Genomic DNA, 26,750 nt, shown 5'->3' with positions numbered 1-26,750 from the left:
ACCGAAGGGTGGGAGGTGCGCTCCCCCCCCCCCCCCCCCCCCCCCCCCCCCCCCCCCCCCCCCCCACCCCCCCCCCCCCCCCGGGGCGCGGTTTGACGATGTGGCACAGCGCCGAGGGCCACCTGGCCGATGGGTGTGGCATCCCTCGGTCCTGCGGGTCCGGGTCTTACGGTCCGGTGTCGAACTCGGGCGGCTGGAGACCTGCGAGGCACCTCGTGTTCGGCGCGGTCGGGCTGTTGAAGAACGAGGTGGTGATCGCCTGGGCACACGGCGACTCGGCGAAGGTGACATGGGCGACGTAGGGGACCGTGATGGTGGTGGACCGGCTCAGCGTACGAGACACGTACGCACCGTTGCTCGGCGCGGTCTGGGCGTCGAACCCGCCTGACATGACGAGGGTCGGGATGTCGCTCCGCGTCACGTCACGCACCGAGCGCGGTGCGGCCGGGACGTCCCAGGCGCGGCAGTCCGCATGCAGGAAGGGGAGTTGCGGAGCGTTGGCGAGCACCGAGCGAGGAAAGGTGGGGAACGCGCGCCGCCCTCCCCGGATCACATCGGCCTCGCTCTCAAAGGGGGTCCACTCGCGGCAGAAGACGCCGTAGGCGAGCCCGTGGGCGATCCTGCCCACGGCCTGCGGACTGAGTTTGCCCCCCGCCCACTGCTCGGCGACGCGCTGCGGGTTGCCATGGGCCAGCTCGTCGATGGAGCGCGGCACTCCGGCCGCCACGTGGGTGGCGGAGGTCAGCCAGTTCACCAGCACTCCGCCGTCCAGCACGACCTTCACCGGAGCCGGTTGGCCCGGGACCGTGACGGTGGTGGTGAGAGGCCGGGCTTCGAGCTGACGGACGAGGCGTTCGAAGGTGTCCGACAGGTTCGGATAGCGGCTGTCGCAGGCGGGCTGCTCGGCGCAGGCCTTGAACAGGCCGTCGAAGCCCTGCCGTGCGGCGCTCCAGGTCACGGCTCCGCCTGCCAGGGACGGGGGCAGGACGCCGTCGATGCCGACCGACCGGATGCCCTGGGGGTGGTCACGCATGTAGATGAGGGCCAGGTCGGTGCCGTAGGAGATACCGAAGACGTTCCACTGCCTGAGGCCCAGCGCGACGCGCAGGTCGGCGTAGTCGGTGGCGCTCTCGGTGCTGTCGTACGCGCTGAGGTCGCCGCGGCTCGCCGACTGCTCGCGGCAGACCCGCGTCGCCCTGACGTGCAGGCGCCCGGTGGACGGCGCGCCGTAGACGAGGCCGACGGCGCGCGCGTTGAACTCGTCGATGTTCGGACAGGTGAGCACGGGGTCGGCCGAGTAGGTCCCCCGCTGGGACATGAAGATCACGTCCCGGTCGCGGTTCAGGCCGCCGTCGATCGCCAGCTGGGCCTCGGAGACCGCGTCGTCGCCGGGCCCGCCGGCGAACCACACGATCGGATCGCGTGCCGGCCTGCTCGTGGCCGCCGGAACGATGGCGACTCCGAGGGTGATCTTCCGTCCCCTGTGGCGGGCACGGTTCTCGGGAACGGTGAGCGTCCCGCAGCGGGCCCCTTCGAGAGCGGGGACCGGGTCCGCCGTCCTCGGGCAGGCGCCCGGCACGAAGCGGGCGTCGCCCGCCGTCCGGGCGACTGTCCCGAGAGGCGCTGCGGGACTGCCCTCGGCTCGCGCGGGTGTCACGGCGAGGCCGACGGCGAGGACACCGGCCGTCGCTCCGGCCAGCGCGGCCGGGAACCGTCGCAGTGTGCGCCGGTGGTGGGGTGGGCGGATGGACATCATGAGCTCTCCGGGGCGGGGGTGATGGTGAACGGCTTCGGCGCGAGTCCCGCCACGCAGGCCGTGTCGGGCGAGACCGGGTGGGCGAGGAAGGAGGCCAGGACGCTTTGCGCGCACGGTGACTGGGGGACCACCCAGTGGCCGATGCCGGGAATCCGCACGGCGGTCGAGCGGGAGAGCGTACGGCCCGTGTAGGGCCCCCAGCGTGCTCCGGTCTTCGCGTCGAAGGTCCCGGAGACGATGAGCGTCGGCACGTCGCTGACGGTCGCGATCCTCTGGACGGGGGTGCGGTCCGGGACGTTCCAGACGCGGCAGACGTCGTGCTCGAAGGGAAGCTGCGGTGCCTGGGCCAGGACCGTGTCCGGCCACCCGGGGAAGGCCCGGCGCCCGGCCCTCAGCAGGTCGGACCTCGAATAGCCGGGCACCCACTCGCTACAGGCCACCGACTGTGTGAGGCCGTGGGCGAACTCGCCGATCACGGGATTCGCCCCGGCGGCGCGGGCCTGCGCGAAGCGCTCGGGGTTCCCGTGGGCGAGTTCGTCGAGGGCCGCGGGGACGTCGACGGCGGGGACGGCGTTGGCGACCAGCAGGTTCACCAGCGCGCCCCCGTCGAGGACGACCTTCACCGGGTCTCCGCCGCCCGGCGGCGGCACTGACAGCCTCAGGGGGTGCGCCTCCAGCCGCCGGATCTGCTGGGTCAGCGTGCGCGGGAGATCGGGGTAGCGGCTGTCGCAGCGGGGCTGGGCCGAGCACGCCGCGAAGATCGCGCCGATCCCTTCCCGGGCGCTGTCCCAGGTCCACGGCAGGCTCACGATCTGCGGCGGCACGACGGAGTCGATCGCCACCGAACGAATGCCCTGCGGGTGCCGGCGCAGGAAGGTGAGGGCCAGGTCGGTGCCGTAGGAGTACCCGTAGACGTCCCACCGGTGGATGCGCAGCGCCTTGCGCAGGTCGGCGAAGTCGGCGGCGTTCTCCGTGGTGTTGTAGGCACTCAGCTCGACCCCGTCGGCCGTCAGACGGTCCCGGCACTCCTTCGTGGCGCGCACCAGGAGGCGTCCGGTCGACGGCGCGTCGTAACGCAGCCCCACCGCGTCCGCGTAGAACCGGTCGATCTCCGGGCAGGCGAGGTTCGGCCGCGCATGGAGCGTTCCGCGCTGGGCCATCACGATGAGATCGCGGTCCCGGTTCACACCGGCGCCGATCAGGAAGGGAATGTCGTCGATCGTGTCGCCGCCGGGACCCCCGCTCATGAACACCACCGGGTCCTCGGCCGGTCTCGCCGAGACGGCCGGAATGATCGCAACCGTCAGCCGGACGGTCCGCCCTCCAGGGTGGGCGCGATTCTCGGGCGCCTCCAGAACCCCGCAACGCCCGGGGATCGGCTCGGGTGTCTTCGGGCACGGGCCGGGCACGAACCGTCCCGCAGGTCCTGACCCGGGCTCACCGAAAGGTGGTGGCACGGCACCGCTCGGTGCCGTGCCGGCCGCGCCCATGAAGGCCAGAGAGGCCGCGACGAACGCCATCGTGGTGCGCGCGCGCCGGGAGCGTCGCCGTGCGTACCGGTGCTGGTCCCTTCTTCGTACGGTCCTGCCGTTCCCGCGAACGGACGGCAGGCAGCCCGGACCGATGCCCTGTTCCGTCATGTGATCCCGTCTCTCTGACGGCCCCGGCCGTCTCGACCGGGACGACGCCGCGTGGCTCCGCCCGCCGCCGCATGGCCGGGGCGGGCACTGCGTACGCCAGCCTGAGTCGGCGCGGAGACGCCCACCACCCGTGGGCTCCACTTGGGGCCTCTACGTCACCCCGACGCCGGTCACCGGGTCGTGCCGAACAGTCGGTCCAGTCCGCCTCGCGTCGGTCGCGGTCGGCAGCGGTCCGTCAGCCGTGGCTGGTGTCGATGACGCAGAACCGATTGCCCTCGGGGTCGGCGAGCACGACGAAATCCGCGTCGTCAGGGTAGAGATCCCAGTCCACGCGCTGGGCGCCCGGGGACACCAGCCGCTCGACCTCGGCCGCCTGGTCCGCCGCGGCCCCGGCACAGAGGTCCAGATGGACCCGCGGATACGCCTGGACCGCCGTCTCGCTGAGGCCCAGCGACAGTTGGGGCCCGTACCCCTCCGCCGGCACCAGCACCACCCAGTCGTCTTCCATCTCCTCGCGCGGGACATAACCCAGAGCGTCCATCCAGAACGCGGCGGCGCGCGGCACATCCGAGACACCCATCACCATGGATCCGATTCTCAGCACGCGCTGATTCCGGCGGACGGCGACAGGCTGGTCATTGACCTCGGATCCAGCGGTGGGGCGAACGGCGCCCTGTGCAGCCCCGGTTCGCCGCGCGCACGCTCGTGAAGAGCACATGTCCGGCGAATCCCGGGACGGACGATCACGTTCGGGGCATCGCCCGACGGCGGTCGTCAGGCGCTCCACCATTCGTCGGTGCCACAGCCGACTTCGTAGTGCCACCAGCCTTGTTCCTGCCCTTGGTCCAGGAGTGCCTTGATCCCGGCGAAGTCCGCCTCCGCCAGTGCGGTGAAGGCCACCATGGGGAAGTCCTTGCTGAAGACCTCCCCGCCCAGGCCGAACGGTGAGAGCCGCTGATGCACCGCTTGCGGACTGCGTCCCAGGGGTCCGGTGGGCATGGGCACCACGCGGATCGTGCAGTTGCCCGACGAGCTCACCCGCCCGACAGCCCAGTGGAGCCCGTCGGAGTCGGTCCGGTACCGCACGACGTCGCCCTCGGCCACCCCGTCCTGGAGGAAGGGGATGTTCTCCACCTCGGCCGTGTCATCGCTGAGTTTTGTCGCCCACAGCCCCTCGGTGTCCTGCGGGAACCATCCTTCGCGAGGGACGAACCGGAACCAGACCTTGATCTTCTCGACCGCGTTCTCCATGACGGCCATCATGCGGCGGCCTTCAACAGCCCCGCTCACCGGGGCGGAGCCGCACCAAGGGGAGGAAGACCGTGTCGACGATCTCCTCGAGGACGTGGTCGGTCACGGGGGCGAAGGTCGTGAGGATCTCGTGGCGCAGCAGGTCGAAGGGGAGGGACTTGACGCGTTCGGTGAGGGGTTCCGGTCCGATCTCGCCGCGGTCGACGGCCCGGTCGAACAGTACGTCGGCGCTTTTGGTGCCCCCCGCCGCGAGGAGGTCGCCGGGGCTGGTGCCGGTCTCCTGGTGGTAGCCGGCCAGGTGCACGCTCATGAGGGTGATGAGCTGGACACGGGTGGCGTTGATCTCCCGCATGAGGGTGAGGACGTCCTCCCGCAGGCTTCCCGTGTCGGGAACGGCGAGGTGGTACTTCTTCAGGATGTGGACGATGGTCGCCCGGACGAGTTCGTCACGGTCGGACCAGCGGCGGTAGAGAACGGGAGGACTGGTGCCCGCCCGCCGAACGACGGCGTCCATGGTGAACCTGGCGTAGCCGCTGTCCGTGAGTTCTTCCCAGGCCGCATCGAGGAGCGCCTGCTCCAGTGCAGCCCCGCGGCGCCGCTCCGGCATCCGTACCTCCCTTGGATAGATTTGCCTATCTTATTCTAGCGCCCTACTCTGGCAGCCGTAAGACAGGACTCTCTATCTTAGGTGGCTGCTCGTGAGTACTCCCAACGGAACCCGACCCGCACTCGCGGTGGCGGACCCTTCTCCTGGTACGCCCCGGTCGCTGCGCGAAGCCTGGGTGGCCTTGGCCGGACTGTCCGCCGTGTTTCTGTTCGAGATGCTGGACAACTCGATCCTGAACGTCGCGTTGCCCACGATCGGACGCGAGTTGCGTGCCTCGACCGTCGCCCTGCAGTGGGTGACGGGCGCGTACGGAGTCGTGTTCGGCGGTTTGATGCTGGTGTTCGGCGCGATGGCGGACCGGTTCGGCCGACGGCGGATCATGCTCATCGGGCTGATGCTGCTCGGCACCGCGAGCCTGGCGACCGCTTTCGTCACCACCGCGGAGCAACTGATCGCGGTCCGGGCGGTGATGGGAGTCGCGGCGGCGATGACGACTCCGGGGTCGATCGCCCTGGCCTTCCGGCTGTTCGAGGAGGAGAGCCTGCGCGTCCGTGCGATAACGCTCATCTCGACCGTCGGTCTGGTCGGGCTCGCGATCGGCCCGACGGTGGGAGGCCTCGTACTCGCCGTCGCTCCCTGGCAGGTCCTGTTGTTGGTGAACGTGCCGATCGCCGTGCTCGCGATCATCGGTGTACGGGTCGGCGTCGCCGCGGACGAAGCGGCTGACCTCCACCGCGACCCAGTGGATGTCCTCGGAGCGGTGCTGGGCACGGTGACGATCGTGCTCGCGCTCGTCGCACCGACGCTGTTCGTGAACGAAGGCACCGGTTCATGGGCGCCATGGACGGCCACCGCCGCGGCCGTCGCGGGGGCGGTCTCCTTCCTCCTCCGCCAGCGCTCGACCCGCTATCCGCTTCTCGACCCGAAGCTCGTCGCTCGCCCGCTCGTCTCCAGCGGCCTGGCCTACAAGGCCGCCGCGGGGCTCGCGACCGCCGGCCTCGGCTACATGGTGACGCTGCAACTGCAGCTCGACTGGGGGTGGACGCCCGCCCTCGCCGCCATCGGCATGCTGCCGCAGGTCATCGTCCTCCTCGCGGCCGGCCCGTTCGTCAATCCGCTCGTGGAGCGCGTCGGAATCGGCCGCGCCGCATGGCTTGGTGCCGCAGCGGTCGTGTTCGGTCTCGCCGTCTACAGTCTGCTGGGCCGCTTCGGATACGTGTGGGTCGCGATCGCACTCGCACTCGTAGCCGCCGGGATGCGCGTGGCGGGCGTCGTCGCCGCTGTCAACGTGCTCGGTGGCCTGCCGAAGGACCGGACCTCGATCGGCGCGGCGCTCACCGACACCGCGACCGAGGTCACCTCCGGCGTCGGGATCGCCGTCACCGGCACCATCCTCGCGGTGCTCTTCACCGGCGACATCGCCACGGCGGACTGGAGCCCGCGGCAGTCCGCGGAATTCCAGGAGGCGATCACTGCTGCCGGTCTCGTTCTCACCGCTGTGGCTGCGGCGCTGGTGGGGTGGGCGATTCTCCGTACGCGGAGGGCCGTGGACGGCCAGGCGAACACGCCCGTCGCCGACCCGATCGGCAAGCAGACCACGGCATGATGCCGGCCCGCGGCTGCGGATCCGGATGACGGAGGCGCGCGAGCCCCGCTCCGCGGAACAGGAACGTCGAAGAGCCCGTTCCGGCGACTACCGCTCATCATCGATCCTGCGGGGCGCCACCCCCCCCAGGATCAGGTTCTCGAGACCTTGGGGCATCAACGCGAAGCTGGCGACCCAGGTCTCGACCGTCTGCTCGTCCGGTGTCGAGGACCGGCCGGGGACATGCCGAAAGGGCGGGAAAGGTGTTGTGGGGCAGGTGCTGCGGCTGCATCATCCCCGGATGGACGACATGCCGAACCGGTTCCCGGAATCCCTGCCGGCCCTGCGTGCCGCGGCGCGCGTAGCGGACTTCACCAGGTCCTGCGAGGAGCGCACCGGCAGCCTGCTGGCCGTCCTCGCGGCTGCCTGTCCCGGTGGCCGCATCCTCGAACTCGGCACGGGGGTGGGGGAGGGCACGGCTTGGCTTCTCGGCGGGATGGACCGTGCCTCTCACCTGGTCACGGTCGAACGCGACGAGGCCGTGCAGAAGGTCGCCCGCGAGGAGCTGAGGTCCGATCCCCGGGTGACCTTTGTGGCCGGAGACGGCGGCGCATGGCTGCAGAACTACGACGGGGAACCGTTCGACCTGGTGTTCGCGGACACCTGGCCGGGCAAGTTCAGCCACCTGGAACGAGCCTTGCAACTCGTGGCCCCCGGCGGGACGTATCTGATCGACGACCTCGACCCGCAGCCCGACTGGCCGGCAGACCACGGCACCGCGGTCGAGCGTCTCCTGGCCGACCTGGAGTCACGAGAGGACTTTCGCTCCGTCCGCATGGCCTGGGGGAGCGGACTCCTCATGGCGGTGCGGACAGCCCGGAACTGAGGACGGCCAAGAAAGCGATGACCGGCAGGTGAACCGGCTGCCCGCACCCTTCCCCTCTCCTCGAACGGCAGCACAACCCTCGACACCTTCCAGGAGTCCAGGATGTGACCGGATGGCGAACCTCCGGTCACCGTGCTTCCTGTTCCGACGAGGAGACCCACCCGTGCGCCAGCGCATCAGCCCCTCGCACCTTCGTACGTCCGCGGCCTTCGTGGCCGCCGTCGCGATCGTCGCGACCGTTCCCGCGGTCGCCGCGTCCTCGGCGTATGCCGACGAGGGCGAACCTTCCCTGGTGATCTCGACTCTGCCGAGCGCGTCACTCAAGCCCGGCGAGGTGTACGACCAGTCCGTCGTCATCACCAACAAAGGCACCGCGGCCACGGACGGCGTCACCTTCCGGATCCGGCTGACCCGGGGGCTGGACTTCCCCGAGGCGGTCCAGGGCTGCACCTACTCGACCGTCGAGGACCAGGTCAGGCAGGCCTTGTGCGAGCTCGACACCGTCATCGAGCCCGGCGCCTCCGTCGAAACGCCCGTGCGGTTCAAGGCGCTGCCCAACGCGCTGATGGAGGCCGTCCAGTACGGCACCTCGGCCACCGGTCAGGCTTCCGGAGAGGGGTTCGGCGACAGCTACCGATGGCTGACCCTGACCGCGGACAGTTCGGCCGACCTCGCCGCCGTCGGTGACGACACCGAGGCGCTCGCGGGCGGCAAGCAGTCCTTCACGGTGCAGCTCCGCAACGACGGCCCCGGCTGGATCCAGAACCAGACGAGCGACGACCAGCCGGCGCTCATGGTGCACATACCGAAGGGCACGGTCGCCACCGAAGTCCCCAAGGACTGCGCGCCGTTCGCGATCGACGGTCCGGCCGGACCCGGCGGGACGCCGGGCAAGTCCACGTACGTGTGCTGGCCCGCCGACTACACGCTTGATGTCGGTGAGTCCGCCTCCTTCACCTTCTCGCTGGACATCAAGGACGACGCACTCACCACCACCGGCGAGGTGAAGGCGACGTCGGTCTACGACATCCACCCGGCCTTCGACAAGAACCCCGCCAACGACAAGGCCCAGATCCACATCGCCATCCCCACCGACAACGAACCAGCACCGACCACCTCAGGTGGCTCGACGGACGGCGGCTCCACCACGGGCGGCGACGGCAACAACCCCGAGGGCCAGTCCACCGGCGGCTCCGGCAGCACCGGCTCCACGTCGACCGGCACCTCGACGGACGGCTCCACCGTCGGTTCCGTCGGCGGCAGCCTGGCGAGTACCGGCTCCGACGGCACCCCGCTCATCGCCGGCGCCGCGGCCGCCGCGGCCGCCCTCGGCGGTGGCCTGGTCCTGGCCGTGCGCCGCCGTCGCGCCACCGCCAAGTCCTCCTGAGCGCACTGCCCTTGAGACCGCAGTCCTGACAACTCCCTGTACCGAGGCCCGCAGCCGGACGTACCCGACCGGTGACCGGCGCAGTGCGGTGATCGTCGTAGGCGCGAATTTACGGCCGGAACTCCACGGTTGGCCATATGGACACCGCGAGAGCGGACATGCTCTGATGCCAAGTGCTGATCTCCGTGGGCGGGGTCTGAGCAGGGTTTCATCCCGCACCGCCGCACCCCCGGAGGACGCCGCAGTCCGAACATTGCCCGCAAGCGGAAACCCGGCTCCGGGTCTCAACCGGCATACGGAGACGGGGTTTTCGCACAGCCAGCAGAACGGATGTTGCGCATGAGGACTGTTCCAAAGAGGCGACGGCTGAGATCCGCACGGCGGCAGACAAGCGTCGCCGCTGCCCTCGCCGTGGCCGCCACCATGACTCTGACAGGCGCTGACTTACCGTCGGCCGACGGCGCGCACGACCGGCGAATCCCAGCGCTCTCCTCGGGAGACGCCCGCTTCGAGATCCTCTCGCCCACCCTGATCCGCACCGAATACGCGGGCGACCGGAAGTTCACCGACGATCCGACGTTCAACGCCATCGGCCGCGACGGGTTCGAGCCGGCCGCCTACAGTGCCACGACCTCCAACGGCTGGCTCACCATACGGACAAGCGCGATGAGCCTGCGCTACAAGGTCGACTCCGGACCGTTCGACGCGCAGAACCTCTCGGTGCAGCTCGCCGCGGGCCCCGCTCCCGTGACCGCAGCCCCCTGGCAGCGTCTGACCTGCACGCTCGGCACACTGTGCGAGGCCGAGAACGTGCGTCTCAACGGGCTCTCCGTCGCCTCCGACCATGGCGGCCACACCGGGACCGGCTTCGTTGCGGGATTCGAGGGCACAGGCAGCTCGGCGTCCGCTGACATCGATGTCAAGGACGCCGGGACCTATCAGTTCGACCTGCGGTACGCCAACTCCCGTGGCGGTGACGGCCAGACCCGTACCCGCACCCTGACGCTCTCCGTGGACGGCGGCGCGCAGCAGACGGTGTCCTTGCCGGCCACGGCGAACTGGGACACGTGGAATGTCACCACGGCAAGCGTCCGACTCGGCGCGGGTCACCATACGCTCGCCCTGACCCGGACCGCCTCGGACTCCGGCGATGTCAACGTCGACAGCGTCGCGCTCGTCCGTCCCGGCGACGCGTACCCGCCCGTGTCCAGCACCGCGATCACGGACTGTTCGTACGGCGTGAGCTGTGAGGCGGAGGCCGGACGCATCGGCGGCACGGCGGTCAGCGCCACCGATCACAAGGGATATGCGGGCAGTGGCTTCGTCGGTGACCTCCACCAAGGATCGAGCCTGACGACCCATGTGGTAGGCGTGCCCACCGATGGCGTCTACGCCCTCCGGGTGCGCTACGCCAACGGAATCGGCGGCGACGGCCTCCACCAGGAGCGCACCGCCACGGTGTCCGCCGCCGGCACCGACAGCACCTTGTCGTTCCCCACGACAAAGGACTGGGACGACTGGCAGACGGCGTCGCTGCCCGTCACCCTCACAGCGGGCACGAACGACATCACCCTCAACTGCCCCGGCGCGGCCAGTTGTCACATCAACGCGGACACCGTCTCGGTGGCCGCCCCCGAGGCGGCCGCGCCCCCGCCGCACCTCGCGCTGGGTGGATACCGCCGAGGCCTCGACGGTGTCACCGGCAACGAGGACTCCGTCGTCACCACACCTGGCCTGCTCAACCAGGACGGCTGGTATCTGCTCGACGACACACCGTCAGCGCTGTACGACACCACGACGCGGAAGGCGGTGCCCCGCCCCGACCACGGCGGCACGCCCTACCAGGACGGCTACGTCTTCGGCTACGGACACGACTACAAGCGCGGACTCGGTGATCTGGCCACGCTCACCGGACCGCCCGCACTGTTGCCACAGTGGGCTTACGGCGTCTGGTACTCGGAGTACATCGACCGCACCGCGGCCGACTACCGGAACACCATCCTCCCCGCGTTCCGCTCCGAAGGCACCCCGCTGGACGTCCTGGTGACCGACACGGACTTCAAAGCCGTGAACAACTGGAGCGGTTGGGAGATGGATCCCGCCAAGTTCCCCGATCCCAAGGGCTTCTTCGACTGGTCGGCTTCCCAGGGCCTGCACAACACGCTCAACGTGCACCCCGGCATCCTCGCGTCCGACCCCCAGTTCGCCCAGGCGCAGGCCACGGCCAAGGGCAAGCTGACGAAGGGCGGCTGCGCCTCGGGCGCCAACGTCGAGAACAACTGCTACACCTTCGACTTCGGCGACCCGGACCAGCTCAAGGCGTACATGGACCTGCACCGGACCATGGACCAGCAGGGCAACGACTTCTGGTGGCTCGACTGGTGCTGCGACGCGTCGCAGTCGTCACTGCAGGGCGTGACCCCGGACGCGTGGATCAACCAGCAGTACGCCACCGCCGACGCCGAGACCCTCGGCCGCGGATTCGTCCTCTCGCGTGCTTACGGCTCGTTGCAGGCGGCCGGCTACAGCGGCCAGCAGGGGCTGCCGACCGGGCCATGGGCGGACAAGCGCTCCACCGTCCACTTCACCGGCGACACCTCCTCGACATGGGGCACATTGAAGCTGGAGGTCGGTTACACCCCGGGAGAGTCCGCCGCGACCGGGATGACGGCCATCACCCACGACATCGGCGGCCACAACGACACGACAGGGCTGACCGGTTCGGAGACGTACACCGAAGGCGGGCAGAGCCGCACGACGCACAAACTGCCCGACGACCTGTACGCCCGGTGGGTCCAGTTCGGCGCCTTCCAGCCCATCGACCGCCTGCACAGCAACCACAGCGACCGGCTGCCCTGGCAGTACGGCGCGGCGGCGCGGCAGTCGGCCGACAAGTTCCTCAATCTCCGCGAGAACCTGGTGCCCTACACCTACACGCTCGCCGAGGAGGCGAACCGCACCGGCGTGCCCATCGTCCGCCCCACCTACCTGGAGTACCCCGACGAGCCACAGGCGTACGCCGCCGCGAACAGCGAGTACTTCTACGGCTCCGACATCCTGGTCGCCCCCGTGACCACGCCGGGCACCTCTGCCACCACCTCGGTATGGCTCCCGCCCGGTCAGTGGACCGACTACTTCACCGGCGAGACCTACACCGGCGGCGGCACGCAGGAGGTGACCACCGACCTGAACTCGATGCCGGTGTTCATCAAGGCGGGCGGCATCCTGCCCACCCGCACGCACAACGTGTCCAGCAACGACCGAAACCCGCTGACCGATGTCACGCTCACCTTCGCCGCCGGTTCGTCGGGGTCGTTCCACCTCTACGAGGACGACGGGACCACCAAACAGCGGGGCCGGAGCGCCACGACGACCATCCGGTACAGGCAGCACGGCACGCGCCGCACAGTGTCGATCCGTCCGGCACGGGGGTCCTTCCCCGGTCGGGTGCAGACCCGCCAGTGGACCCTCTCACTCCTGGGAACGCAGGCACCCACCAAGATCTCGGCGACCGGTGTACGGCTTTCCCCGCACGCGTACCACTGGGACAGCACCTCGAAGGTTCTGACCATCACGCTTCCACGCCACAGCGTGCACGCCCCGATCACCGTCACTTTCCAGTAGGAAGGCACGCGCCCCCTGATCATCGTCGACACCGCTGCCCGCCCATCGCCTGCCGATGGACGGGCAGCGGCCTGCGCATACGGGGCCACCCGTGCTCTTGAAAGGAGCCCTCGAGGGCATGTCCCCGTTCAGGAGGTGCGCCGGTCAGCCCTACCGGGGCGGCGGTCCGGACGGCATGTCGATGGCGGTCACCTCAGGGCATTCATGTCGCCCCGGGCGTGGTTGGTTCGCTCAAGGTCGAGTGGAGTTGTCGCCGCCGAGGGGCCAGGCCTCGATGTCGCGGTAGTGGATCGGTCCGCTGCTACGGCCGATGTCGCCGCCGACCAGGTGCAGACGTTCGGCCGGCCACGGGCGGCCGGTGAACTCGGCGAACCCTTGGGCGATTTCCGCTGTCGAGGAGTGGTCTCCCCTGCGGGCGCGGGCCAGCGTCAGATGGGGGCGAAGCGGTCGGTCTTCGAAGGAGACCCCGCAGTTCTTGACGACGGTACGCACATCGGCGGCGAGCTTGTGCAGCTCATCGAGGTCTCCGTCGATTCCGCTCCACAGCACGCGGTCGTCGAAGTTGCCGCTGCCGCGCAGTGCCAAGCGGATTCGTGGGTGGTCCGCTGCGAGGTCGGCGAGGGGCGGCCGCAGGAGTGGCACCGTCTCAGCCGGCAGTTCTCCCAGGAACGCCAGGGTGATGTGCCAGTCCTCAATCCGGTTCCACCGCATATGAGGGTGCGTTTCGTAGGCGGGCCGCAGCTCCCGGGCCAGTTCTTCTTTCGCGTGGTCAGGCGGGGCAAGAGCGATGAACACGCGAACGGTCGCGGTCTGGGTCTGATCGTTCACACCAGACTTCATACCGCACCTGCCATCGCTGATGGCGCCCTGGCCTTTCGCCATGATGAGCGGCCCCAGGTCTGTGGGAGGTGAGCCAGTTGTGGCTCTGGGGTGGAGCAATCGGCCATGCGGGGCGGATCGGGTCAGGCTCTCACCGCAGGACTTGAGCGGTACGCGCAGACAACAGCCAGCCGGGGAACTCTCGTAGAAGCCGGTCGTAGAGCAGATCGTGAGGCACGGTGCGCGGATCACGGCCGGCGTGGAAGAAGCCCGCGTTGTCGACGATGCGATGTCTGGGTACGGCCAGATCGTCGAGCTTGCGGAGGAAGGCGAACTCGTTGTCGTCGGGGTCGCCGAAACCGATGAACTGCCAGAACAGCGGCAGTCGGGCGGCTTTGCACAGGTAGCGCTGGGCGGCGAGCTTACTGGAGGGCCCGCCATCGGTCTGGAAGATCACCAGGGCGGGGGACCGGCTGCCGGATTCCACGTAGTGGTGGATCACCTCGTCCATCGCCCAGTGGTAGTTCGTGCGCCCCATGTGGCCGAGGCTTTCGTGGAGTTCGCTGATGCGGCCCCGGTGACCTCCGAGTTCGAGGTCGGTGGATCCGTCGACGTCGGTGGAGAAGAACACCACAGGCACCGTGCCGTTGTCGTCAAGGTGGGCGGACAGGGAGAGGACCTGCTCACCAAGATGCTGCATGGTGCCGTCCTTGTAGTAGGGCCGCATCGACCCGGAGCGATCCAGCACGAGGTAGACCGCGGCCCGTACTCCCTCAAGGCCGTGCGCGCGCACGCCGGCCCCGGCCGACTTGTAGAGGCTGACCAGATCGGGGGCCTGCGACTGCATCTTGGACAGGCTGATTGCCGGAGCGCCATCCTGAGCATGGACCACGTGCACTACTCCTTCGTCGGGCTGTGGTCCTCATCTTCGTGGTCGTGATCGTGCCGCGAGACGAGTTCCGGCCTTACGCAGGCGGGAAGTTCGGCGTCATCGACGGGGCCTGGCTCCGCTGGGATGTCCCGGGGGCACTCGTCTGTCGGCTCGACGTGGGCCGCGAGTTCGCGCGCGATGGAGCCGACGGTGTGAAGCGGGAGTTGGTGTGGTGCCACCGTGCCCGAACGCCGTCCTGGCACCATGGCGGCATGGAACGAGTGCTTGGAATCGGTGGATACTTCATGCGGGCTGCCGACCCGACGGCCCTGAACGCGTGGTATCGCGATTGCCTGGGCCTCGACGCCGATGAGAACGGCCTGTGGCGTCAGGGAGCCGGGCCGACCGTGTTCGCGACGTTCGAGTCCGAGAGTGACTACTTCGGGTCTCGCGCCCAGCAGACCATGCTCAACTTCCGGGTCCGCGACCTGGACGCGATGCTCGCGCAACTGCGCGCCAAGGGAGCTGAGGTGGTGCCAGAGACGCAGGACATGGAGGGTGTCGGTCGTTTCGGCTGGGTCATCGATCCCGAGGGCAATCGGGTCGAGCTGTGGCAACCTGCCTGACGGCGTCCTCGGGCAGACGATGACGCGAGCGCGGGCCGGCCGGTCCCGCTGGCCCTGGTCCAACCCGGCGACGTCCACCCGCCCGCGCCTACCGCGCACTCTCCGAGCACTCCGAGCGTGAGGCGTCCCCCGAAGCCGTCGACCGCGCCCACACCGACTCCGCCGCGCTCCAGCGCGCTGAGCTCCCGGGTCCACGGGAACCTCGAAGCAGTCCTCAGCGAACCGCTGGTAGGCCTCGGGTGAACGACCGGGACCCTCCGCCGAGGAGCCGGCCGGTCGCTCCTCGGCTCGTGGCCCGCGTCGGCCGTCAGTTCTCCTCGCGCAATCCCCACGGCGAGCCGTACTCGGTGAGCAGGTCGAGGAAGGGGCGGGGCGGCAGGGCTTCCGGGCCGAGGACGCCGCCGGCCGACCAGGCTCCACTCGCGACGAGTTCGAGGGCGATGACTGGATTGACGGCGGTCTGCCACACCACCGCCTGTGATCCGTACTCACGCATCGACCACTGGTTGTCGACCACGTGGTAGAGGTAGACCTCGCGAGCCGCGCCGTCCTTGGTGCCCTTGACCCAGGTGCCCGCACAGGTCTTGCCGGTCATGCGGTCGCCCAGTGTGGCCGGGTCGGGCAGGCAGGCGGCGACCACGTCGCGCGGGGAGACCGCCACGGGCCCGTTCTCCGAGGGGACGGTGACCTTCTTGGTGGCATCCAGGCCCAGCTCGTGGAGGGTCTTCAGCTTGTCGATGAAGTCGTCGCCGAGGCCGTACTTGAACGTCACCCGGCGGGCGTCGACCCAGCGGGGGATGAGCAGGACCTCCTCGTGCTCGACGTTGACGCACTCCACCGGGCCGATGCCCTCGGGGAAGTCGAAGACCTCGGGTTCGCTGAAGGGTTCGGTGGTGAACCAGCCGCGATCCTTCTCGTAGACCACCGGGGGATTGAGGCACTCCTCGATGGTCGTCCAGATACTGAAGGACGGGGCGAAGTCGTAGCCCTCGACCGTCAGGTTGGCGCCGTCGCGGACGCCGATCTCCTCGATCCGGTCGAAGAGTTCGTCGGCCGCGTACCGGGCGAAGACGTCCGACAGGCCCGGCTCCACCCCCATGCCGACCAGGGCCAGCCGCCCGGACCGCTCCCACGCTTCGGCCTGTTCGAACTGCGCGTCGCCGAGCTTCACGCCGCATCGCTCGTACGGGTGGGTGGCGTGCGGCGCGGACAGGGACATCGCCATGTCGAGATAGTGCGTGCCCGCCGCGAGGGCAGCGTTGAACAGCGGCATCACGAACCGCGGATCGGTCGCGTTGAGCAGGGCGTCACACCTCTCCTCGATGAGCGCCCGACGTACCGCGTCCTCGTCGGAGGCGTCCAGGCGCCTCGCGCTGAACCGGTCCCCGTGTTCCTCGATCGCCGCGACGGCCGCCTCGGCGCGTGCGAGGTCGTAGTCCGCGACGACCATGTGGGTCAGGAAGCCGCGACGGGCCGCGATCCGCGTGACGGCCGTGCCCACACCGCCCGCGCCCACGAGAAGAACTCGCATGTCACACACCTTTCGTCGCCGGAGACGGAGGCCTCCGGGGTTGGACAGATGCAACGGGATGTCCTGGGTTAAGGTCAACGATGTTGGCATAAGAATGGGTGCGCGGTCGGCAGGGAGAGTTGGCGTGGCGAAACAAGTGGTGCCGGAGGCGGCACGGCGCAGGCGCCGGCCGACGAGGCAGGGCACGGTGCTGTCCGAGAAGCTGATCGTGCGGACGGCGTTGCGGATGCTGCGAGAGCACGGCAGCACCGGGCTGACGGCACGCAGGCTGGGTGCGGTCCTCGGTGCCGACCCCAGCACCCTCTACCGGTACTTTTCCGGTCTGGACGACCTGACCAGGGCCATCGGCGAGGAGTTGATGGGACGGGCGCTGGACACCTGGACGGCCACCGGAGAGTGGCGGTCCGACCTGCGGACCCTCGGCCAGGCCATTCACGCCTCCTACCTCGCCCATCCCCAGGCCGCTGTGCTGACCGCCAGCCGAGTCACCGGCCGGCCACGGGAGATCGCGGTGGACGAGACGATCCTCGGCATCCTGCGCACCGCGGGGTTCCCGGACGCCGACGCGGTCGTGGTCTACCACGCGTTCATCGACCTCACGCTGGCCTTCGCGGCCCTGGACGCCGGGTCGCTGGCGCTGACGGACGAGGCCCGCGCGGCGGACGAGGAGATGTGGAACTCCACCTACGCCGAACTGCCCGCCGACACCCACCCGCACATCGCGGCCACGGCGCGGCTCCTGGCCGGGCGGATGACGCACAGCGCCTATCCCGTCGTCCTCGACACGCTGCTGAACAGCGCGGCGGAGCAGCTCGTCTGGGCACGCGCCCGGCGATACCCCCACGCCGCGAGCACGCGAAAGCCCTGACTCGGGGGCTTATGCCAACGGTGATGACCCTTTTCCGCCCGCCCCAAGCACGTTGCCCCGTCACTGAGACGTTCCGGTTGCTGCGCGACCTGCGCCGCGATCGTTCGGTCCTTGCGCGCCTGATGATGTCGATCGGGGCCGGGTCATGGGGTGGCAGCGCGGTGGCGCCGTCAGCCGCCGTATTCGAGCGCCTGGCACTCACGGGCGCGCTGGAAGACGGCCCGGTGTCGGTGAGGCGGCCGTCGCAGGCTCGTCGAGGGGGATGCCCAGCCGGTCGGCCACGGTGGTGAGGGCTGTTCCCAGGGGGAGCGCGATGCGGGTGAGGGCGTGCTGGTCGCCCCGGGTCGGGTCCCGGTTGACGATCAGCACCGGCGTCCCGGCCTGGGCCGCCTGGCGGACGAAACGTAGCCCTGACATCACCGTCAGTGAGGAACCCAGGACCAGCAGCGAAGTCGCCTCACGGACCAGTCGGCGACAGTGCTCGACCCGCGACGGCGGAACGGCTTCGCCGAAGAACACCACGTCCGGTTTGAGGATGCCTCCGCAGGCCGTGCAGGGCACCACGCGGAAGTCCCCGACCTGTTCATCGGTGAGGTCGGCGTCACCGTCAGGGTTGATCGCGGCGGCCGCCGGCTCGAAGCCCGGATTGGCCTTCTCCAGCTGCCGGGCGAGTTCGCGGCGCGGGCTGGAGGCGCCGCAGGAAAGGCAGACGACCCGGTCCAGGCCTCCGTGGAGTTCCACGACGCCCTCGCTGCCGACGGCCTGGTGCAGACCGTCGACGTTCTGGGTGATCACCCCGGAGAGCAGGCCGTGCCGTCCGAACGCGGCCACGGCCCGGTGCCCGTCGTTGGGGCGGGCCCGGCCGAAGGTACGCCAGCCGAGGTGGCTGCGCGCCCAGTACCGCCGACGGGCCTGGGCGCTCGCGGTGAAGTCCTGGTAGGTCATCGGGGTGTGCCGAGTCAGGCTCCCGCCCGGGCCCCGATAGTCAGGGATGCCCGATTCCGTGGAGATTCCCGCCCCGCTGAGCACCAGCACACCGCCGGTGCTCAGCGCGTCGCGGACCGGCGCCAGATCCGTGGTGCCAGGCGGTAGGTCCTCGGTAGGGGTCCAACTCAGAGTGGGGCGCATCCGCATGTTCCCAGGGTACGGACACGATGACAGGTACGCGGGCCGAGAAGGCGCCAACCAAGGTCACCAAGGGTGCCGGCTTCCGCGCCGCCACTCTCGCCATGGTCCTTCCAGCTCGTCGAGTCCACCCAGGGCCGTCTGCGGGCCGTGAACGGCGCCTACCTCGTCTCGCTCGTCCGCGCCGGATCCCTCTTCGGCCGCGGCCGCCTGGTCGACCGCCCCGCAGCGGCCGCGGCCTGGGGGAGGAGCGGCAGGCGCGGGGTGGGCACACAGTCGGCCCAGGTCGCCCAGCTCGGCAGTCCAGGCAGCTGAGAACCTCGCGGTGGGCCTGCCTGGGCCCGGGCCGCCCGGTCGAGGCCCCGGGCATGACCTCCTGACCTACGCGGCAACTCCGCCGCCACCAAGGATGTTTCGTCCGCCTTCGTCCGATGCATTCCGAGATCACGATTGTCCGGGTCGACCACGCCCATGCCTGCAAACTTGCGACTGGGCCAACCCACACCTCAACCTCACCATCAGGACGGTCAGCCGTCGGAAGGGCACACTCCTCAGGTCGCTCAGGAACGCGCACGCTCCTGGCCCAGTCACCACAAGCTCATTAAGGAACGCGACATGCCTACGTGGACCCGCACGCTGCGCCAGACCGGCATCACGGAGTCGGACCTGCGGACTGCGTACGGCCAACAACGCAAGTTCGTCCGGCGCTTCAAGACTGAGGAGTTTCTAACGGTCCGGCTTCTGCTGCCGACGCGCCTGCACCCGCCGGTCATCGCCGCGGTGGCCTTCATGCACGAAACGGACAAGCGCGTCGACACCGGCACGCGTGAAGCACGCAGCAAGGCGTTGGGGGAGTGGGCGGCCGCCACGCGGGCGGCACTCGACGGCGCGACCGCTGCGAACGCGACTCTCAGGGTGCTGGGGGATGCGGCCACGCGGCACACACAACTGAGGGATCGTGTCGAGGCCTTCCTCCGGGGAGCGCGTCATGAGGTCGACTACGACGGCTTCGACACCGAGGACGAACTGCAGGCCTACGTCGACGGGTACTCGCTGCCCGCCTTCATGCTCCTCGCCTGTCTGCTGGAGCAAAGTGACACGGCGGACGCCAAGGTGTTCGAGGAACGATGCCGTGATCTCATCGAGGCGATGCAGCGTGTCGACTTCCTCGACGACCTTGCCGAGGACGCGGCGCGGTGGCAGGTCGGCATCCCGGGCAAGGACCTGGAGCGTCACGGCCTGTCCGTCGAAGCTCTCCGGGCCCCCACGAACGCGGTCCGTGCGCGACTGGAGCAACTGGTCCAAGAACAGGTGGAATTGGCGCAACTGCGGCTGTCCGCAAGCAGACCCCTGGTGGGCTTGGCGCCACGGCAGACGCGTCCCTTCGTCACCGCCCTGCTGCAGGTGCAGGAGCTCCGGTTGCGCGCGATCGGCCGGAAGGGCGGCGGCCTGGCAGACGGTGGCGCGCGTCCGTCCATGCCGGCGCTACTGGGCGTGGTGGCGCGCCAGTACAGGGCCGCACGGCGGACACGGTAGACATCTCTCCGACCCACCCGGTGCCCTCGGGCGCGGAGGGCGTCCAGTTGCTCGGGGCATAGGGCTGGAAGTAGTTACTCAGCGGAGTTCGCATGCCCTTCGAGGTGAAATCCTGCGTCACGGCGTCGAGGAGTGAGCAGGCCAGGACGGAGAAGCGCCACCCAGGACGATGGGGCGGCGTCCGGGTGGCTCATCGGGCGGCCGACTCGATGAGGTCGGCGGTCGCATCCCACAGCTGACCTGCCGTCGTCGAATCGAGACCGGCCTTGCCCTGCCGGCGGACGGCCGGGTAGCCGCGGAAGCCGCCCAGGCCGTCCGGTCCGACGTAGGAATTGCCTGGGACGTTCTGGGTCGCGGCGTAGAGCAGCGACAGCGCTCCGCGCTCCGGGTCGTTGGTGAGGAACCTGAGCCGGTTGATGACGTTCGACCGGGAGTGGGCCGCCAGCGTGGTGCGGGCGATGCCCGGGCTCGCGAGCACCGAGCGTACCGGGCTGCCGTCGGCGGACAGTCGGCGCTGCAGCTCCAGCGAGAACAGGACGAGAGCGAGCTTCGACGCCTCGTAGGCGCGCATCCCGTGATGCCTGCGCGTCCGCCAGTCGAGATCGTCCAAGTCGATCCTGCCCTGCCGGTGCAGCTCGCTCGTGACGTGCACCACGCGGTCGGTGATGCGTTCAAGCAGCAAGGTGGTCAGCAGAAAGGGCCCCGTGTAGTTGGTGGTGGTCTGCAGATCGAGGCCGTCGGCGGTACGCGCGGCGGGGATGTCCATCACGCCGGCGTTGTTGATCAGGATGTCGATGTCACCGGACCAGGCGTCGGCGAAGGCTCGTACTGAGGTCAGGTCCGACACGTCGAGGGGGCGGATGTCGAAGGTGCCGCGCAGGCCGGCCACGGCGAGGCGGGCCTGGCCGGTGTCGCGTACCCCCAGTACGACGCGGGCACCGGCACGAGCGAGCTCTCGTGCCGTGATCAGGCCGAGGCCACGGCCGGCACCGGTGATCACCACCGTGCGGCCGGTCAGGTCGGGGAGGTCATTCGCTGTCCAACTGGTCATGGTTCTGGGCTCCTTGGTTCGCGGATCGAGGTTCACCGGCTCGCGGCGACCGGTGATCGCATCGCCAGTGAACTCGCCGCACCACGGACACTGGAAGGACACGCGGAGCCACTGACTGGCAGGTCGTGGCTAAGCCGCACCGGATGACCAACGATGGGGACCATGGACCATATGTTCGACCGCTTGTCCCTGGGCGCCTTCCTGCGCACCCGGCGTGCGGCGCTGCAACCGGAGGACGTCGGGTTGCGCCGTGGGCAGCGTCGGCGCGCTCCGGGCCTCCGCCGCGAGGAGGTGGCGGAGCTGTGCACCATGTCCGCCGACTACTTCGCGCGGCTCGAACGCGGCGACGGGCCGCAACCGTCGGAGCAGATGGTCGCGGCCATCGCCCGCGGTCTGCGGCTGACCCTCGACGAACGCGATCACCTGTTCCTGCTCGCCGGATACCGCACCGCCCGCCGAGATCTGCGGCTTCGGCATGTGAGCCCCGGGCTGTCGCGGGTCATGGACGGCTTGGCCGGCGCCACCGCGCAGGTCATGGGCCCGCTGGGCGAGACGTTGCTGCAGACGCCTTCCGCGGTGGCACTCCTCGGTGACCAGACCCAGTACACCGGTAACGCCCGCAGCGCGACGTACCGATGGTTCACCGATCCGGCCGCCCGCGAGCGGTACCACCCCGAGGAGTACGACGACAACAGCCGGATCAACGTCGCCCTGCTGCGCGGGGCTGTCACCCGGGACGGGCCCGGCTCCCCCGCGGCGGAGCTGGCGGACATTTTGTTGCGCAGCAGCGACGAGTTCGTCCGATGGTGGGAGCGCCACGAGGTGGGCCTGCGGTGGAGCGAAACCAAACGATTCGTCCATCCCCAGGTCGGACAGCTGGACCTCTACTGTCAGGTCCTGCTCGAGCCGGACCAGGGCCAGTCGCTTCTCGTGTTCACCGCCACACCGGGTACGGAAAGCCACGAGAAACTCGCCCTGCTCACCGTGCTCGGTACCGACCAGTTCGCCGCCGACACGGAGTGACGCCGACTGACGCCACCAGCGGCGTCGGAGACGCCCCGGAAAGGAGGGCACGGATCAACTGTCTTACCCCATAGGCAGGATGAGCGCATGCCGTGCACATGGAAGCCTCCGCCGTACTGGTAGACGGAGTTCCCGTTCACGTTGGGAACGTCCTCGGACTTGTCGAGGTACATGCCGGAGAGCTGGTTGACCGGCCGGCACACGTTGTGGCCGCTGAGCGTTCCCGCCTGCTCGATGGACCACCGCTGGTTGCTGAAGGCCCCCGCGCTCCGGAGTGCGTACAGGTGCGCCGGGCCCCGGCGGCTGTGGAGTATCCGGAGATGTCGAGGACCTTGGTGCCGGTGTATTCGAGTACGGCCGAAAAACACAGCTCAGAGGTGCGCGAGGGGGTCGAGAATGAGCGGGAGACCTCGTCGTGCAGGGGGGACCATGGGGCTCCGGGTGCACTTCACGGCGGACGACCTCGCGCGGATACGGATAGCCCAGGGGCCCGACCCGATGTGGGAGATCGTGCTGAGCGCGACCGTGCTGGACGGCACCACCGGCCGGGCGGTCTTCGACCCATGGCGAGCGGGTGCCAGAAGCCGGCTGCGGGACCGCCTGTCCCGCCAGGACGCTCGGCTGATCCGCTATCTGGCGCCCCGCACCGGGGACTTCCCGGACTTCCTGACCCCCGCCAGGCCGACTGTGGACCTGCCGAGCGGGATCGAGGCGGTCCGCTCCACCCCGGCCCGACGGCTGCGCCAGGATCTGGCAGTCCTCCCCGCGGCGCCGGCCTGGGCCCGCCCGCTGGCCGACTGCGAGCATACGGCGCTCACCGGCCTCGGCAACGCCCTGCACCGCTACTACCACGCCGCCCTCGACCCGTACTGGCCCCGGATCCAGGCCCTGGTCGACGCCGACCGCACCGCCCGCAGTCGCGCCCTGCTCCGCCACGGCGTCGACGGACTCCTGCACAGCCTGCGCCCCACCCTGGACTGGTCCCCGTCGGTGCTGACCGCGCCCTACCCGGTCGACCGCGACCTCCACCTCGCGGGGCGCGGCCTGCTCCTGGTGCCCTCGGTGTTCTGCTGGCGCACCCCGGTCACCCTCATCGACGCCGAACTCTCCCCGGTCCTCGTCTACCCCGTCGCCCACCCGCCCGGCTGGTGCGCCGACCGCGCCACCCGCCCCGGAACCGGCAGTCTCGCCGCCCTCCTCGGCCGCACCCGGGCCAGCGCCCTGCGCGTCGTCGAAGACGGCTGCACGACCACCGAACTCGCCCGCCGCACCGGCACCACCGCCCCTACCGCCAGCGAGCACACCCACGTCCTGCGCGAGGCGAATCTGATCGTCTCCACCCGCCACCGCAACACCGTTGTCCACACGCTCACACCACTCGGGGCCGCACTGCTGCACGCCAACACCTGACCGAAGAGGGCAACGGCTGAGCGCACCGCGCTGCGCTGGTCGACGCGGTGAGCACGGTGACGGAGGCCAAGGCGCAGGCACCGCTCGATGCCGCCACGACTGCTCCGGCACGCCCAGGGACGCCGTGTGCATCGCCGCGCGCACCCCGTGTCCCGGGGGAAGAGGTCCACGCCTTCGCCGGGCCCCGCTCCCTGCGGGGAGCCCGCCTCGCCAGGGCTGTGCGTTCGGCCGTGCGTTCGGCCGTGCGTTCGGCCGTGCGTTCGGCCATGCAAGCGGCCGCTGTCGACGCGTGATCCTGCCCGCGACGTCGTCAACATCGGCGAGACCCGTCTTGCCTTCGTCGAGATCGAACTCAAGCGCACCGCCCCCGCCGTGCCACCCGCTCAGGGCGGTCGCTAGGAGAGGACCGGCCGATGCCGGGTGCCCGGCGCCGGCATGATCCGGGGCGGCGGCCCGGCCTCGGGAACGGCGGTCGAGTCGAGGAGGCCGGGCTTTGAGCAGCTCCGAGGGTGTAGCTCATCCGAGGGACCGGAAGTACAAGCCTCTGGCAGTGCAACCATTCGGATCCCTAACATGTCTCCCATAGCGAAATCGTCTGTCCCCTTCACCAAGAGCCTCTGGGGGCGTCATGCAACATCACCCATCCCGCGCGGCCATTGTCGCGGGCGTCCTTCTCACCGCCGTCGGAGCCACGGTCCCCGCCTCCGCGGCCGCACAGACGAAGGCACCCGCGAAGACTTCGCCGCCCGCACGCATCGTGAACGCCCGGTGGGCCGGGCACTGCACGTACGACCGGGTCGTCATCGACGTACAGGGCAGCGCCCCGTCCGTCAGCGTGAAGCCGGTCACGACGCTTCGCTACGATCCCTCCGGGAAGAAGGTCCCGCTTGCCGGGAAGTACTTCCTGGAGACCAGGCTCTCTCCCGCGGTCGCTCACAACGGCGCGGGCAAGTCGGTCTACCAGGGCCCCCGGCTGGTGAAGATCCAGCTTCCCAAGCTGAAGGGGCTCGCGCTGACCGGAGACTTCGAAGGGGTGGTCACCTTCGCAACCGCGTTCCAGACCAAGCCCACGTACAAGGTCTACAAGCTGCACAGCCCCGAGCGCGTGGTCATGGACATCAACCACGCCAACTCGTGCGGGTGAGTGCCGGCTGCCACCGAAGCAGTCGCGGCCCAGCCCTGCCGGGCTGGGCCGTTGCCGGTTGAGGGCCCGGAATTCCGGTTCCCGCCAAGGCAGTTGACGTGGGGATTGCCGGTGGGCGCGACAATGCGGAGCAGCGCGGGCAGCAGGTGAGGGTCCCTGACGCGCAGCGCAGTTGCCCGATACCGAGCCTGGGCAACCCCTCACACCACAGCGTCAACAACGAACAGCTGCCGTTCGGGGTGTGGCTGTGGCTGGTCTTCCCTGAGCCGCACTTGCCCCTCCCCGCGTCGGGCGCCATGCCCGGCGGCGTCCTGCGCGACGACCCGCCGGCAGAGCGTCCTCATCACCTTTTCCGGGCTGACTGGGGAGCCTTCCAGCACGCCCTGGTCCGGCTGTCGGCCGTCCGCAGCCCGTGGCTGCGCGAAACCCACGACAACCTCACGCGACAGACACGCATGCGCATCTTCTAGCCCGCGATCCCGGCCACACGGTCAGCCGGGCCGGCGCCGACGGGCGGCTGTCGGACGTCGCCGCCGAGCCTGACGGTCTCGCGGTCTCGCGGTCAGGGCTGCGCCGGCGTGGTGCCCTGGATCGGCTGTCGAGCGCCCGGGCCGGACGTGGCCGGTTCACGATCATCTGCGGGCGCGGGACGCCTGCGGCGGGGCAGGAGCAGCGGGCTGGTGAGGATGAGCAGACCCGCGACCGTGAGAGCGGTGCGCGGGCTGGTGACGTCGGCGAGCAGGCCGCCGAGCGCGGTGAAGACGGCGATGGACGCCTGCTGGCCGATCGACCAGGCCGACAGGGTGCGGGCGACGAGATGCCCGGGGGTGTGTTCGAGCCGGTAGGTGGCGAGCACCGGGGTGAACAGGCTCATGTTGATGATGATCGCCAGCTCGACAACTATCACGGTGACCAGGCCGACGACGCCGGGACGGACGAAGGCCAGGCCGATCAGCCAGATCGCGCGCAGGGTGCCGACGGTCCGGAAGACCCCGTGCCGGCCGTAGCGGGCCACGACACGGCGGGCCAGCCGGGAGCCGATGAGTCCGCCGAAACAGGGGGCGGCGAAGGCGAGGCCGTACTGCCAGGGTGGGAACCCGAGCTGGCGGAGCAGGAGCACCGCAAGCAGCGGCTCGGTGGCCATGATCAGACCGGCGACGAGCATGTTGTTGAGGTACAGCGCCCGCAAGTCTGGATCACCCAGGATGTGTCGCCAGCCGTCGAGCAACGCGCCCGCTCGTACCGGGTTCTTGTCGGTTGTCTCCGGTGCTTCCTCGCTGCCGCGAATCGCGGTGATGCCCAGCGCGGAGAGCAGGTAGCTGAGAGCGTCGGCCACCACAGTGGTGACCGGGCCGAACAGAGCGATCGCCGCGCCGCCCAGCGGGGGCCCCACCGCGATGGAGCTCCAGTTCGTGGATTCGAACCGCGCGTTGGCCACGAGCAGGTCGTCCGCCCCGACGAGGGCCTTGAGGTAGGCGCCGCTGGCCGCGTTGAAGGCGATCTTGGCTGCGGCGACCACGGCCGAGACAACGAGCAACTGGACGAAGCTGAGCCGGCCGAAGGCGTAGGCGACCGGGATCGTCGCCATGGCCCCGAACCGGGCCAGGTCCATCGCGATCATGACCGGACGCTTGCGCCGAAACTCCACCCACGGTGCGAGTGGCAGCGCGATCAGCGCACCCACCGCAGGTCCCACCGCGGACAACGCGGACACCTCGGCGGGGCCGGCGTGCAACGCCAGCACGGCGATCAGCGGGAATGCCCCGAACCCCAGCCCGGACCCGTAGGCGCTCACCGCATAGGCCGCCCACAGCCAGCCGAACCGGCGCCCCAGGGATCGCCTCGCTATCAACCTCCGCACCCTTCTCTCGTATGACGCGACGCGCCGTTGGATCGCCGTGAATCAAATCAATGCCGGCGAGGGACGATCAAACCACCGACCCGGCGACGATCCGCAATCGTCTGTTTTACCAGCGCGGTCACATGAGTGGACCTCGACGCCGTGCGCAC

Annotated in this window: 24 protein-coding genes; 13 read left to right on the top strand and 11 right to left on the bottom strand. The window is 69.7% G+C overall.

From position 1 onward, the window contains the following. Positions 1–166: 166 nt before the first annotated feature. The 5 genes from ACZ6KY_RS15135 to ACZ6KY_RS15115 all read right to left on the bottom strand — a co-directional run bounded on the left by ACZ6KY_RS15135 (position 167) and on the right by ACZ6KY_RS15115 (position 5,254). The gene (locus ACZ6KY_RS15135; protein WP_469310885.1) at positions 167–1,753 is read right to left on the bottom strand and encodes an alpha/beta fold hydrolase; all 1,587 of its coding nucleotides are present in this window, start codon (positions 1,751–1,753) and stop codon (positions 167–169) included. Next, a complete protein-coding gene (locus tag ACZ6KY_RS15130; RefSeq protein WP_469310738.1) occupies positions 1,753–3,003 on the bottom strand; it encodes an alpha/beta fold hydrolase in 1,251 nt (416 codons plus the stop codon). Before ACZ6KY_RS15130 ends, ACZ6KY_RS15135 begins: the two co-directional genes overlap by 1 nt. 628 nt (positions 3,004–3,631) lie before the next feature. Next, positions 3,632–4,000, bottom strand: coding sequence for a VOC family protein (locus ACZ6KY_RS15125; RefSeq protein ID WP_469310737.1), 369 nt, complete (start codon positions 3,998–4,000; stop codon positions 3,632–3,634). A 170-nt stretch (positions 4,001–4,170) separates the two neighbouring features. Continuing rightward, on the bottom strand, positions 4,171–4,659 hold the full coding sequence (locus ACZ6KY_RS15120) for a DUF4265 domain-containing protein (protein WP_469310736.1): 489 nt from the start codon (positions 4,657–4,659) through the stop codon (positions 4,171–4,173). A gap of 10 nt (positions 4,660–4,669) precedes the next feature. Further along, positions 4,670–5,254: a TetR/AcrR family transcriptional regulator gene (locus ACZ6KY_RS15115; protein WP_469310735.1), complete on the bottom strand. Its 585-nt coding sequence runs from the start codon at positions 5,252–5,254 to the stop codon at positions 4,670–4,672. A 91-nt stretch (positions 5,255–5,345) separates the two neighbouring features. Between ACZ6KY_RS15115 and ACZ6KY_RS15110 the strand changes: the two genes are divergently transcribed. From ACZ6KY_RS15110 to ACZ6KY_RS15095, 4 genes are all read left to right on the top strand, one after another. Next, complete coding sequence (locus ACZ6KY_RS15110) at positions 5,346–6,860, top strand: MFS transporter (RefSeq protein WP_469310734.1); 1,515 nt, start codon at positions 5,346–5,348, stop codon at positions 6,858–6,860. A gap of 280 nt (positions 6,861–7,140) precedes the next feature. After that, positions 7,141–7,725, top strand: coding sequence for an O-methyltransferase (locus ACZ6KY_RS15105; protein WP_469310733.1), 585 nt, complete (start codon positions 7,141–7,143; stop codon positions 7,723–7,725). A gap of 163 nt (positions 7,726–7,888) precedes the next feature. Further along, the gene (locus ACZ6KY_RS15100; protein ID WP_469310732.1) at positions 7,889–9,112 is read left to right on the top strand and encodes an LPXTG cell wall anchor domain-containing protein; all 1,224 of its coding nucleotides are present in this window, start codon (positions 7,889–7,891) and stop codon (positions 9,110–9,112) included. A gap of 423 nt (positions 9,113–9,535) precedes the next feature. Continuing rightward, a complete protein-coding gene (locus tag ACZ6KY_RS15095; protein ID WP_469310731.1) occupies positions 9,536–12,736 on the top strand; it encodes a TIM-barrel domain-containing protein in 3,201 nt (1,066 codons plus the stop codon). Positions 12,737–12,967: 231 nt separating this feature from the next. Here ACZ6KY_RS15095 and thpR read toward each other — a convergent pair whose 3' ends face one another. Beyond that, positions 12,968–13,576: an RNA 2',3'-cyclic phosphodiesterase gene (gene thpR / locus ACZ6KY_RS15090; RefSeq protein ID WP_469310884.1), complete on the bottom strand. Its 609-nt coding sequence runs from the start codon at positions 13,574–13,576 to the stop codon at positions 12,968–12,970. Between the two features lie 130 nt (positions 13,577–13,706). Further along, positions 13,707–14,402: a VWA domain-containing protein gene (locus ACZ6KY_RS15085; RefSeq protein WP_469310730.1), complete on the bottom strand. Its 696-nt coding sequence runs from the start codon at positions 14,400–14,402 to the stop codon at positions 13,707–13,709. A 296-nt stretch (positions 14,403–14,698) separates the two neighbouring features. On the opposite strand from ACZ6KY_RS15085, the gene ACZ6KY_RS15080 reads away from it, so the two are divergent. Further along, positions 14,699–15,052: a VOC family protein gene (locus tag ACZ6KY_RS15080; RefSeq protein ID WP_469310883.1), complete on the top strand. Its 354-nt coding sequence runs from the start codon at positions 14,699–14,701 to the stop codon at positions 15,050–15,052. 307 nt (positions 15,053–15,359) lie between these two features. Here the strand turns inward: ACZ6KY_RS15080 and ACZ6KY_RS15075 are convergent, their stop codons facing one another. Continuing rightward, positions 15,360–16,583, bottom strand: coding sequence for a saccharopine dehydrogenase family protein (locus tag ACZ6KY_RS15075; RefSeq protein WP_469310729.1), 1,224 nt, complete (start codon positions 16,581–16,583; stop codon positions 15,360–15,362). A 124-nt stretch (positions 16,584–16,707) separates the two neighbouring features. Between ACZ6KY_RS15075 and ACZ6KY_RS15070 the strand changes: the two genes are divergently transcribed. Beyond that, the gene (locus ACZ6KY_RS15070; RefSeq protein WP_469310728.1) at positions 16,708–17,451 is read left to right on the top strand and encodes a TetR/AcrR family transcriptional regulator C-terminal domain-containing protein; all 744 of its coding nucleotides are present in this window, start codon (positions 16,708–16,710) and stop codon (positions 17,449–17,451) included. 198 nt (positions 17,452–17,649) lie between these two features. Here ACZ6KY_RS15070 and ACZ6KY_RS15065 read toward each other — a convergent pair whose 3' ends face one another. Beyond that, positions 17,650–18,585, bottom strand: coding sequence for an NAD-dependent protein deacetylase (locus ACZ6KY_RS15065; RefSeq protein ID WP_469310727.1), 936 nt, complete (start codon positions 18,583–18,585; stop codon positions 17,650–17,652). Between the two features lie 66 nt (positions 18,586–18,651). Between ACZ6KY_RS15065 and ACZ6KY_RS15060 the strand changes: the two genes are divergently transcribed. Further along, positions 18,652–18,891, top strand: a complete 240-nt coding sequence (locus ACZ6KY_RS15060; protein WP_469310726.1) for a hypothetical protein — start codon at positions 18,652–18,654, stop codon at positions 18,889–18,891. Positions 18,892–19,191: 300 nt separating this feature from the next. Beyond that, positions 19,192–20,112 carry a phytoene/squalene synthase family protein gene (locus ACZ6KY_RS15055; protein WP_469310725.1) on the top strand — a complete coding sequence of 307 codons (921 nt, stop codon included), beginning with the start codon at positions 19,192–19,194 and terminating at the stop codon, positions 20,110–20,112. A 190-nt stretch (positions 20,113–20,302) separates the two neighbouring features. On the opposite strand, the gene ACZ6KY_RS15050 is transcribed toward ACZ6KY_RS15055, so the two are convergent. Continuing rightward, positions 20,303–21,163: an SDR family NAD(P)-dependent oxidoreductase gene (locus ACZ6KY_RS15050; RefSeq protein WP_469310724.1), complete on the bottom strand. Its 861-nt coding sequence runs from the start codon at positions 21,161–21,163 to the stop codon at positions 20,303–20,305. A 171-nt stretch (positions 21,164–21,334) separates the two neighbouring features. Here ACZ6KY_RS15050 and ACZ6KY_RS15045 point away from each other — a divergent pair, with 171 nt between their 5' ends. The 5 genes from ACZ6KY_RS15045 (at position 21,335) to ACZ6KY_RS15025 (ending at position 25,210) form a co-directional block, all read left to right on the top strand. Next, a complete protein-coding gene (locus ACZ6KY_RS15045; RefSeq protein ID WP_469310882.1) occupies positions 21,335–22,186 on the top strand; it encodes a helix-turn-helix transcriptional regulator in 852 nt (283 codons plus the stop codon). Positions 22,187–22,615: 429 nt separating this feature from the next. After that, entirely contained in the window at positions 22,616–23,596 is a 981-nt protein-coding gene (locus tag ACZ6KY_RS15040) for an ArsR/SmtB family transcription factor (RefSeq protein WP_469310723.1), read from the top strand. A gap of 47 nt (positions 23,597–23,643) precedes the next feature. After that, complete coding sequence (locus ACZ6KY_RS15035; RefSeq protein WP_469310722.1) at positions 23,644–23,889, top strand: hypothetical protein; 246 nt, start codon at positions 23,644–23,646, stop codon at positions 23,887–23,889. A 335-nt stretch (positions 23,890–24,224) separates the two neighbouring features. Further along, complete coding sequence (locus ACZ6KY_RS15030) at positions 24,225–24,740, top strand: AMIN-like domain-containing (lipo)protein (RefSeq protein WP_469310721.1); 516 nt, start codon at positions 24,225–24,227, stop codon at positions 24,738–24,740. Positions 24,741–24,838: 98 nt separating this feature from the next. Continuing rightward, on the top strand, positions 24,839–25,210 hold the full coding sequence (locus ACZ6KY_RS15025) for a hypothetical protein (protein ID WP_469310720.1): 372 nt from the start codon (positions 24,839–24,841) through the stop codon (positions 25,208–25,210). A gap of 92 nt (positions 25,211–25,302) precedes the next feature. Here ACZ6KY_RS15025 and ACZ6KY_RS15020 read toward each other — a convergent pair whose 3' ends face one another. Next, positions 25,303–26,592: an MFS transporter gene (locus ACZ6KY_RS15020; RefSeq protein ID WP_469310719.1), complete on the bottom strand. Its 1,290-nt coding sequence runs from the start codon at positions 26,590–26,592 to the stop codon at positions 25,303–25,305. Positions 26,593–26,750 lie beyond the last annotated feature (158 nt).

The organism is Streptomyces sp. NPDC042002, from assembly GCF_055588305.1.
This window is presented reverse-complemented; position numbering and strand designations above follow the sequence as displayed.

Bases quoted from the DNA above. Each gene is read 5' to 3' on its own strand.
- ACZ6KY_RS15135 (WP_469310885.1), bottom strand. From the start codon at position 1,753: ATGTCCATCCGCCCACCCCACCACCGGCGCACACTGCGACGGTTCCCG.
- ACZ6KY_RS15130 (WP_469310738.1), bottom strand. From the start codon at position 3,003: ATGAGCGGGGGTCCCGGCGGCGACACGATCGACGACATTCCCTTCCTG.
- ACZ6KY_RS15120 (WP_469310736.1), bottom strand. From the start codon at position 4,659: ATGATGGCCGTCATGGAGAACGCGGTCGAGAAGATCAAGGTCTGGTTC.
- ACZ6KY_RS15115 (WP_469310735.1), bottom strand. From the start codon at position 5,254: ATGCCGGAGCGGCGCCGCGGGGCTGCACTGGAGCAGGCGCTCCTCGAT.
- ACZ6KY_RS15105 (WP_469310733.1), top strand. From the start codon at position 7,141: ATGGACGACATGCCGAACCGGTTCCCGGAATCCCTGCCGGCCCTGCGT.
- ACZ6KY_RS15095 (WP_469310731.1), top strand. From the start codon at position 9,536: ATGACTCTGACAGGCGCTGACTTACCGTCGGCCGACGGCGCGCACGAC.
- thpR (WP_469310884.1), bottom strand. From the start codon at position 13,576: ATGAAGTCTGGTGTGAACGATCAGACCCAGACCGCGACCGTTCGCGTG.
- ACZ6KY_RS15085 (WP_469310730.1), bottom strand. From the start codon at position 14,402: ATGCAGTCGCAGGCCCCCGATCTGGTCAGCCTCTACAAGTCGGCCGGG.
- ACZ6KY_RS15080 (WP_469310883.1), top strand. From the start codon at position 14,699: ATGGAACGAGTGCTTGGAATCGGTGGATACTTCATGCGGGCTGCCGAC.
- ACZ6KY_RS15075 (WP_469310729.1), bottom strand. From the start codon at position 16,583: ATGCGAGTTCTTCTCGTGGGCGCGGGCGGTGTGGGCACGGCCGTCACG.
- ACZ6KY_RS15065 (WP_469310727.1), bottom strand. From the start codon at position 18,585: ATGCGGATGCGCCCCACTCTGAGTTGGACCCCTACCGAGGACCTACCG.
- ACZ6KY_RS15055 (WP_469310725.1), top strand. From the start codon at position 19,192: ATGCCTACGTGGACCCGCACGCTGCGCCAGACCGGCATCACGGAGTCG.
- ACZ6KY_RS15050 (WP_469310724.1), bottom strand. From the start codon at position 21,163: ATGACCAGTTGGACAGCGAATGACCTCCCCGACCTGACCGGCCGCACG.
- ACZ6KY_RS15045 (WP_469310882.1), top strand. From the start codon at position 21,335: ATGTTCGACCGCTTGTCCCTGGGCGCCTTCCTGCGCACCCGGCGTGCG.
- ACZ6KY_RS15040 (WP_469310723.1), top strand. From the start codon at position 22,616: ATGGGGCTCCGGGTGCACTTCACGGCGGACGACCTCGCGCGGATACGG.
- ACZ6KY_RS15030 (WP_469310721.1), top strand. From the start codon at position 24,225: ATGCAACATCACCCATCCCGCGCGGCCATTGTCGCGGGCGTCCTTCTC.